At 70.8% G+C, this 5,890-nt stretch carries 7 protein-coding genes and 1 pseudogene; 5 read left to right on the forward strand and 3 right to left on the reverse strand.

Annotated elements, in window-relative coordinates; genetic code table 11:
- Both R6V09_RS43815 and R6V09_RS43820 read left to right on the forward strand, forming a co-directional pair.
- A pseudogene (locus R6V09_RS43815) lies at nucleotides 1-376 on the forward strand (hypothetical protein); the annotation flags it as partial.
- Between the two features lie 69 nt (nucleotides 377-445).
- Nucleotides 446-1,258 carry an EI24 domain-containing protein gene (locus tag R6V09_RS43820; protein WP_317887064.1) on the forward strand — a complete coding sequence of 271 codons (813 nt, stop codon included), beginning with the start codon at nucleotides 446-448 and terminating at the stop codon, nucleotides 1,256-1,258.
- Here R6V09_RS43820 and R6V09_RS43825 read toward each other — a convergent pair.
- Together R6V09_RS43825 and R6V09_RS43830 are read right to left on the reverse strand one after the other, a co-directional pair.
- Nucleotides 1,244-2,503, reverse strand: a complete 1,260-nt coding sequence (locus R6V09_RS43825; RefSeq protein WP_317887065.1) for a pyroglutamyl-peptidase I family protein — start codon at nucleotides 2,501-2,503, stop codon at nucleotides 1,244-1,246. The genes R6V09_RS43820 and R6V09_RS43825 overlap by 15 nt on opposite strands.
- Before the next feature lie 70 nt (nucleotides 2,504-2,573).
- Complete coding sequence (locus R6V09_RS43830; RefSeq protein ID WP_317887066.1) at nucleotides 2,574-3,542, reverse strand: LysR family transcriptional regulator; 969 nt, start codon at nucleotides 3,540-3,542, stop codon at nucleotides 2,574-2,576.
- 49 nt (nucleotides 3,543-3,591) lie between these two features.
- Here R6V09_RS43830 and R6V09_RS43835 point away from each other — a divergent pair, with 49 nt between their 5' ends.
- The gene (locus R6V09_RS43835; RefSeq protein ID WP_317887067.1) at nucleotides 3,592-3,981 is read left to right on the forward strand and encodes a RidA family protein; all 390 of its coding nucleotides are present in this window, start codon (nucleotides 3,592-3,594) and stop codon (nucleotides 3,979-3,981) included.
- A gap of 25 nt (nucleotides 3,982-4,006) precedes the next feature.
- Nucleotides 4,007-4,354, forward strand: a complete 348-nt coding sequence (locus tag R6V09_RS43840) for a YrdB family protein (protein WP_317887068.1) — start codon at nucleotides 4,007-4,009, stop codon at nucleotides 4,352-4,354.
- An 18-nt stretch (nucleotides 4,355-4,372) separates the two neighbouring features.
- On the opposite strand, the gene R6V09_RS43845 is transcribed toward R6V09_RS43840, so the two are convergent.
- Nucleotides 4,373-4,948, reverse strand: a complete 576-nt coding sequence (locus R6V09_RS43845; RefSeq protein WP_317887069.1) for a TetR/AcrR family transcriptional regulator — start codon at nucleotides 4,946-4,948, stop codon at nucleotides 4,373-4,375.
- 125 nt (nucleotides 4,949-5,073) lie between these two features.
- Between R6V09_RS43845 and R6V09_RS43850 the strand changes: the two genes are divergently transcribed.
- Nucleotides 5,074-5,890 (forward strand): glycoside hydrolase family 3 protein (locus tag R6V09_RS43850; protein ID WP_317887070.1); only part of this gene is annotated, 817 nt, incomplete at its 3' end.

The following is a 5,890-nucleotide window of genomic DNA, read 5'->3' on the forward strand; positions in this document are numbered from 1 at the left end:
GGCCGACGCCCTGGCCGACTCCTCGCCCGAACTCCGGCGCATCGCCGAGGCGTTGACGGCCGTACTGGCTCCGCTGCTGCCCCCGCAGGTGGCCCTCGCGCAACGGGCGGCCACCGCCGGCGCGAACGTCCTCCGCGCCACTCTCCCACCCCTCGCCGACCTCACGGAGGCCGCGGCGGCGACCACGAAGACGGCCGGCCCGTTGTTGGTCGCGGGCGAGGAGTTGTTCGTTTCTGCCTTGGAGAGGGTCCAGCCGGTTTTGCTGGCCGCGGCCTTTCGTGCGGGGCGGGTGGCCCGGGCGACCGCGGTACGGGTGACCGCGGCCGTGTCACCTGCGGCGGATCGGGGGGTTGTGGTGGCGGTGTCGACTGCCTAGGGGAGGGGCTGGGACAGGCTCGGGGCCCGTCCGAACCGTTCGGCGTCGACTCTGAGTAAAGTTCACCCCATGCATGATCTTGGCGCGGGATTCAGCTATCTCCTGAAGGGCCAGCGCTGGATGGCCCGGCACGGGCGGCAGTACGGTTTTGGGCTGGTTCCTGGTCTGATCACGCTGGTTCTCTATGTCGCGGTGCTTGTCGCTCTCGCGGTGTGGGGTGAGGACTTCGTCGGCTGGGCCACGCCCTTCGCGGACGGCTGGGCGAGTCCGTGGCAGGGGCTGTTCCGGGGTTTTTTGACCGTGGTGCTGTTCGTACTGGCGCTGCTGCTCTCGGTGTTGACCTTCACGGCGGTCACGCTCCTGATAGGGCAGCCCTTCTACGAGACCCTCTCCGAGAAGGTCGACCGGGACGTCTCACCCGACGGCACGGCCCCCGAGTCCGGTCTTCCGCTCTGGCGTGAACTGTGGATCTCGGCCCGTGACAGCCTCCGCGTCCTGGCCCGCGCGCTGGTGTGGGGCGTGCTGCTCTTCGCCCTGGGGTTCCTGCCGTTCGTCGGGCAGACTGCCATCCCGGTGATCGGCTTCTTCGTCACCGGCTTCTTCCTCACCGAGGAACTGACGGCCGTCGCCCTGCAACGCCGAGGCGTCGACCTCCGCGCCCGCCTCACCCTCCTCCGCTCCCGCAAGACCCTGATCTGGGGCTTCGGCACTCCCCTCGGCCTGGCCTTCCTGGTCCCGTTCGTCGCGGTGTTCCTGATGCCGGGTGCGGTGGCGGGGGCGACGATGATGGCGCGGGACCTGCTGGGGGAGGAGACCGAGGGGAGCGAGGAAGGGGAGGAGGGGGAGGACGCGGGAAGCGGGCCGGAGTCAGTCGGTCGGTGACGCGTCCATCGCCGCCGTCACCATCGCCCTGACCTGCGCGATGATGTCCAACAGGTTCTGTACGAACGCCGGATCGGTGATCGTCCCGGTCGCCGGGTCCGTGTTGCCCGTGCCGAACTGCAGCACCGGCGTGTGGATGTGCCCGCCCGGCAGCGAGTCGTGCAGCCCGAGCCGGTCCCGCAGCAGCGTCGCGCGGTAGGCGATCTCGTTGGACAGGTAGTTGCCGCCGCCACCGGAACGGGCCGTGGAGCCCGCGGTCGGTCCGTCCGGCCGTACGACGGGGGCCGTCCCGCCCGCCGGGATCTCGGTGACCTCGGTGTGGTCGTAGACGGGGAAACGGCCGGTCTTCGCGGCCACGATCGCCTTGTACGGCAGGGTCGTCGACGTCCACTGGGGCTGCGAAGCCGGGTCGGTGACCGGGACGGTCTCCGTGCGTGAGATGTTGTCGTTGTCCGGATATCCGCCCCGCCAGGCCCCGTTGGTCCGCTCGACGTCGAACCGGCCCACCCGCCCCTGGCTCACCGTCGTGAACAGATCCACCTTCGGCAGATACGGCCGCAGCGTCCGCTCCACCGTTCCCTCCGCGAAGTCGGCCCAGCGCACCGGGAACATGGCCGTCTCGATCCGCGCCGGACCGTCCGCCGTCTGGATCACCGTGCCGTCCAGCGCGAGCGCGGTGGCCCCGGACGGGTTGGAGATCCTGATGTCCGCGTCCAGCGTGAACGGGTCGAAGCCGGTCACCAGGATGCGCTTCAGCCCCTTGTCGCGGGCCGGGTAGCGGATGCTGCTCTGCCCTCGCGAGGTCTGCTCCAACTCGCCGAGCAGCGCGGTCCGTTGGGCGGTCGTGATCCCGAACTCCGGTGCCCAGCTGCGTACTTCCCGGGTCATTCCCAACCGCGCCCAGTACAGCGGCCGGTCGTCGTCCCGGGTCAGATCCCCACCTGCGGGTCCCCGCCCCTGCGCCCGGTCGACCGCCCGCTGCCACAGCGCGGTTCCCTCGCGTGCGACGATGCGGCGGGCCTGCGCGTAGTTGTGCGCCCCTTCGAGCGCGTGGGTGAACTCCGGTGTCACGGTGTCGAATCCGGAGTGTTCGAGGATCTCCTGGGGGACCGCCCTGTCGAGCCGTTGTTCCTCGACGGTCGGAGGGAGGGTGGTGTCGGCCGCCGCCGCGTTGGTGCTGGGGGCGGAGAAGCCGGCCAGCAGGGCCAGGCCGAGGACGCCTGTCCGAACTCGTATGACATTCAAGGTTGTTGAGGCCTTCCGTCGCAGTGGGGTGCGGTGCCGGACGGCCGCAGTATCGCGTGACGTGAGTGGTCTACGCCACGGGGGCGACGGATGATCCGATCTTCCTCGCCTCCTCGGCCAGCACTCCGAGGAAGGCCTTTGTCGCCGCCGACAGCGACCGTCCGCGCAGCGTCGCCGCGTACACCGCCCTGGCGGGCGTCCCCTCGTCCAGGACGGGCAGCAGTGCGACGTCCGGTCGTACGGCGCCGGCGGCGAGCGCCGGGACCAGGGTCACGCCGAGGCCTGCGGCGACGTAGCCCTCCTTGGCGGTCCACTCGCCGACGACATGCGCGATGCGCGGACGGAAGCCCTCGCGCAGGGCCGCGTCGAGGAGGGTGCCCTCGGGGCGCGCGCTGCCGGATATCCAGTCGCAGTCGGCGAGTTGGGCCAGCAGGACCGGTCCCTGCCCGACGAGGGGGTGACCGGCCGGTACGGCGACGTACAGCGACTCGTCGAGGAGGTGGTGGAGTTCGTACGCGTCGAGTGGTGTTCGTCCGGTGGTGGAGACGATCGCCAGGTCCAGGTGTCCGGCCGCCAGTCGGTCCAGGAGGCGTGGTGTGAGGCCCTCCTCGCGGGACAGCCGTACTCCTGGGTGGCGGTCGCGGAAGGCGGCGAGGGCGCGGGGGACCAGTGCCGAGTCGGCCGTGGCGAACGCCCCGAACCGCACGCGCCCGCCCGCGAGTTCGCGCAGCGCCGCCAACTCGCGCCCGGCCCCGTGCAGCGATTCCGCGACGGCCTCCGCGTGCGGTACGAGAACCCGGCCGGCCTCCGTGAGCCGTACGCCCCTCGGCAGCCGGTCGAACAACTGGGCACCGTCCAGGGCCGATTCGAGCGACGAGATCTGCCGCGACACCGCGGACTGGGTCCAGCCCAACGCCCGGGCGGCCACCGTGAACGAACCGTGTCGGGCCACCTCCAGGAACACCCGCAGCCAGACGGTGGAGAGGTCGGGGACCGGGGCGTTCGGCGAACTGCCATGCGGAGTCGGCATGTCGGCCATGCTAGACATTCGCTTGTCGCACCGCGGTGTCGGACCTAGCGTCGAGGCCATGCGCATCACCCTGGACAGCCCCGCCTCCGCGCCCCAGCCCCTGAGCCCCTACTACTCCCAGGTCGCCCGCGTCGAACACGCCGACGGGAGCGCCCTGTTGTACCTCTCCGGCCAGATCGCGGAGGGCGCCACCCTGGCCGAGCAGAGTCGAGGTGTCTTCGAGGCCATTGCCGCTCTCCTCAAGGCGCACGGCGCGACCCTCGCGGACGTCGTCAACATCCGCACCTACCTGACCGACATCACCAGGCTCGGCGAATACGGTGCCGTACGGCGGGAGTTCCTCACCGGGACCCCGCCCACCAGCATGACCTTCGAGGTGTCGCGGCTGTTCCGGCCGGAGGCGCTGGTCGAGGTCGAAGTCGTGGCCGCCGTGCCCGGGACGGAGTGATCCGCTCCGGGGGATACTGCCGCCCATGACGGCAGTGAAGACAGCGAAGGCAGCGAACCTCGGCGTCCTCTTCGCCATCGAGCTCGGCACCCTTGTCGCCGTCGCCTACTGGGGTTTCACCCGGGACCTCGCCACCCCGCTGACCTGGCTGCTCGGCCTCGGCGCGCCCGTCGTGCTCGCCGCGCTGTGGGGGCTGTGCGCTTCGCCCAAGGCCAAGTACAAGACGCGCGGCGCCGGGCGGGTCGCGTTCGAGGTGGTGTGGTTCGGTGCGGGAGTCGTCGCGCTGGCCCTCGCCGGGGCGTACGACTGGGCGCTCGTCCTCGCCCTCGTCTGTGCGGCGAGCAAGACGCTGGCCGTCATCTGGCGGCAGTAGCAGGCGAGTTCGGGTCGCTCAGGACTCGCCCAGCAGCGCCAGGAAGTCGCGGAACGCACCCGGCATGTCCACCGACTCCGGGTCCAGCAGCCACTGGTACTGCAGGCCGTCCATCACCGCGACCAGGAGGGGAGCCGTGCGCTCGGGAGTGAGGCCGTTCGGCAGGGTGTCGCCGTACTCGGCGCGCAGCACCCCCGCCATGCTCGCCCGCACCCGGGCGTACCGCGCGGTGAAGTAGTCGCGCGCCGGATGCCCCTCCGTGACGCTCTCGCCGAGCAGCGCGGAGAAGGTCTGGATGATCGCGGGCCGCATCGCGTTGTACTCGACCAGTGAGGCGAGCAGGTCGATCCGCCACTGGCTGTCCGGTACCGCGTCCCACTGGTCCCGTTCCTCCAGGACGGCGACCAGCAGCGCGTCCTTCGTGGGGAAGTAGTGCAGCAGGCCCTGCTGGGTCAGCCCGACCCGCTCCGCCACCGCCGCCAGGCTCGCGCCCCGGTAGCCGCGCTCGGCGATCACCTCCAGCGCCGCCCGCACGATCTCGGCGCGTCGCTCCGCACTCTTGGCCCTGGCGTTCATGGCGTCACCGTACGACATCCATCCGATGTAAATATAACGGCAAGGTTACGAAACCTACCGATCTACAGGCAATCGATGCACGATAGGGCGCGGAGACACAGCGACACAGCGGCACAGGACGGACTCAACGAGGAGGCACCCCGGTGGCGGGAACCCATGAAGAAGTCGTCGAAGCGGCCCTCGGCGCACTCGACCTCGACGCCAAGGCCCGGCTCCTGGCCGGTCAGGACATGTGGTCCCTGCCCGCGCTCCCGGAGATCGGTCTGACATCCCTCGTCATGTCCGACGGCCCGATCGGCGTCCGGGGCCGGCACTGGACCGCCGACGACCCCTCCGTCGCACTCCCGTCCCCCACCGCCCTCGCCGCCGCCTGGGACCCCGAACTCGCCCGCCGCGCCGGTGTGTTGCTCGCCCAGGAGGCCCGCCGCAAGGGCGTCCATGTGCTCCTCGCCCCGACCGTCAACCTGCACCGCTCGCCGCTCGGAGGGCGGCACTTCGAGGCGTACAGCGAGGACCCGTACCTCACCGGGCTGATCGGCTCGGGGTATGTGCAAGGCGTCCAGGCGGGTGGCGTGGGCACCACCGTCAAGCACTTCGTCGCCAACGACGCCGAGACCGACCGCTTCACCGTCGACAACCTCATCTCCCAACGCGCCCTGCGCGAGCTGTACTTGGCCCCCTTCGAGCTCATCGTCGAGCAGGCCCGCCCCTGGGGTGTCATGACCGCCTACAACAGGGTCAACGGCACGACGATGACCGAACACCGGCACCTGGTGAACGAGATCCTGCGCGGCGAATGGGGCTTCGACGGCTTCAACGTCTCCGACTGGACGGCCGCCCGCTCCACCGTCGGCGCCATCGAGGGCGGCCTCGACGTCGCCATGCCCGGCCCGAAGACCGTGTACGGCGAGGCCCTCGCCCGGGCCGTGCGCGACGGCGAGGTCGCCGAGGCCACGGTCG

It is taken from the genome of Streptomyces sp. W16, assembly GCF_033194735.1.
In the GTDB taxonomy this organism is placed as follows: Bacteria; Actinomycetota; Actinomycetes; order Streptomycetales; family Streptomycetaceae; genus Streptomyces.

Bases quoted from the DNA above. Each gene is read 5' to 3' on its own strand.
- R6V09_RS43830 (WP_317887066.1), bottom strand. From the start codon at position 3,542: ATGGCCGACATGCCGACTCCGCATGGCAGTTCGCCGAACGCCCCGGTC.
- R6V09_RS43845 (WP_317887069.1), bottom strand. From the start codon at position 4,948: ATGTCGTACGGTGACGCCATGAACGCCAGGGCCAAGAGTGCGGAGCGA.
- R6V09_RS43820 (WP_317887064.1), top strand. From the start codon at position 446: ATGCATGATCTTGGCGCGGGATTCAGCTATCTCCTGAAGGGCCAGCGC.
- R6V09_RS43835 (WP_317887067.1), top strand. From the start codon at position 3,592: ATGCGCATCACCCTGGACAGCCCCGCCTCCGCGCCCCAGCCCCTGAGC.
- R6V09_RS43840 (WP_317887068.1), top strand. From the start codon at position 4,007: ATGACGGCAGTGAAGACAGCGAAGGCAGCGAACCTCGGCGTCCTCTTC.